This is a genomic window from Klebsiella sp. MS 92-3 (assembly GCF_000195655.1).
Taxonomy (GTDB): domain Bacteria; phylum Pseudomonadota; class Gammaproteobacteria; order Enterobacterales; family Enterobacteriaceae; genus Klebsiella; species Klebsiella pneumoniae.
The window spans coordinates 53,783-55,328 of the sequence record NZ_GL882855.1 but is presented as its reverse complement, the minus strand read 5'-3'; the positions used below and the strand labels follow the sequence as shown (position 1 = coordinate 55,328).

2 protein-coding genes are annotated in these 1,546 nt (G+C 61.9%); both read right to left on the bottom strand.

Annotation, left to right across the window (positions count from 1 at the left end):
* Window positions 1-33: 33 nt before the first annotated feature.
* A complete protein-coding gene (locus HMPREF9538_RS04310; RefSeq protein ID WP_004189541.1) occupies window positions 34-756 on the bottom strand; it encodes an amino acid ABC transporter ATP-binding protein in 723 nt (240 codons plus the stop codon).
* A complete protein-coding gene (locus tag HMPREF9538_RS04315) occupies window positions 743-1,507 on the bottom strand; it encodes an amino acid ABC transporter permease (RefSeq protein WP_004151161.1) in 765 nt (254 codons plus the stop codon). The genes HMPREF9538_RS04310 and HMPREF9538_RS04315 overlap by 14 nt, the downstream gene beginning before the upstream one ends.
* Between the last annotated feature and the right edge of the window lie 39 nt (window positions 1,508-1,546).

Here is a 1,546-nt window from a genome sequence, read left to right as displayed (position 1 = left end):
CCGGCCCCCCCCCCCCCCCCCCCCCGCCCCGGTTTACAGCACCTTGCTGAGGAACGCGGCGGTGCGTGGGTTGGTCGGCGCGCTAAAGATCTGCCCCGGCTTGCCCTCTTCCTGAATCACGCCCTGGTCGATGAAGATCACCCGGTCGGCTACTTCACGGGCAAAGCCCATTTCGTGAGTCACGATCACCATGGTCATCCCCTCGCTGGCGAGGTTTTTCATCACCTCCAGCACGTCGCCCACCAGCTCCGGATCCAGCGCCGACGTGGGCTCATCGAACAGCATTATCGACGGCTTCATCGCCAGCGCGCGGGCGATGGCTACCCGCTGCTGCTGGCCGCCGGACAGGCTCGAGGGCCAGGCGTCGCGCTTATCGCTTAAGCCCACCTTCGCCAGCAAGGCTTCCGCCAGGTCGACCGCCTGCTGGCGCGGCATATTGCGCAGATTCATCGGCGCCATGATCAGGTTTTCCAGCACCGTCATGTGCGGGAACAGGTTAAAGCGCTGGAACACCATGCCGACGCTTTCGCGCATCTTGTTGAGGTCGGTGGTCCGGTCGTGGGCGGCAAAGCCGTTAACCACCACCTCGCCTTCGCTGACCGTCTCCAGGGCGTTCATGCAGCGCAGGAAGGTGCTTTTCCCCGAGCCGGATGGGCCGATGATGCACACCACTTCCTGCGGTTTAATATCGCAGCTGATGCCGCGCAGCACGTGGCTGTCGCCGAAGCGCTTATGTAAGTTATTAATGTGAATCACTTTTGCCAAACCTCTTTTCCAGACGGTTAACCAGCTGCGCCAGCAGGAAGGTGATCACCCAGTAGACCAGAGAGATGGTCAGGTAGGGTTCCCAGTAGGTGGCGTAGGCGCCGGAGACGGTGCGCGCGGCATAGGCCAGATCGGCCAGGCCGATCGCCGAGGCCAGCGACGAGTCTTTGACAATGGCGATGGCGTTATTGCCCAGCGGCGGCAGAATACGGCGAAACGCCTGCGGCAGGATCACCTTGCGCATGGTTTTCCACCACGGCATGCCCAGCGCGCGGGAGGCCTCCATCTGCCCTTTGTCGATCGACTGGATGCCGGCGCGGAAAATCTCCGACACATAGGCTCCGGCGTTAAGGGTGATCGCCACGATGCAGGAGAGGAACGCCCCGTAGCTGGCGCGCAGTTCGCGGGCAAAGTCGGCGCTCATCAGGCCGCTGGTCACCAGCAGGCCGTCGCGCGGATTGATAAACAGCGGCACCAGCGCAAAGTGCACCACCATAATCTGCACGAACAGCGGCGTGCCGCGGAAGGCGCTGACGTAAAAGCGCACCGGAAACTGCACCAGGTAGCGGAGAATATATTTCCACGGCCCGTGCTCGGCCTTCGCCATCCGCCCGAGACCGAGAGTTAACCCCCACAGCGTCCCGAGGATCACGCAGATAATGGTACATTTAATCGTCATCAGGGCGCCGTCCACAAACAGCGGGCCGTACTCCTCGATGATCTCCCAACGGAATCCCGTCATAGTCCTTCCCTAAAAAATACGGCTATCGCCTGGGCGATA

Bases quoted from the DNA above. Each gene is read 5' to 3' on its own strand.
- HMPREF9538_RS04315 (WP_004151161.1), bottom strand. From the start codon at position 1,507: ATGACGGGATTCCGTTGGGAGATCATCGAGGAGTACGGCCCGCTGTTT.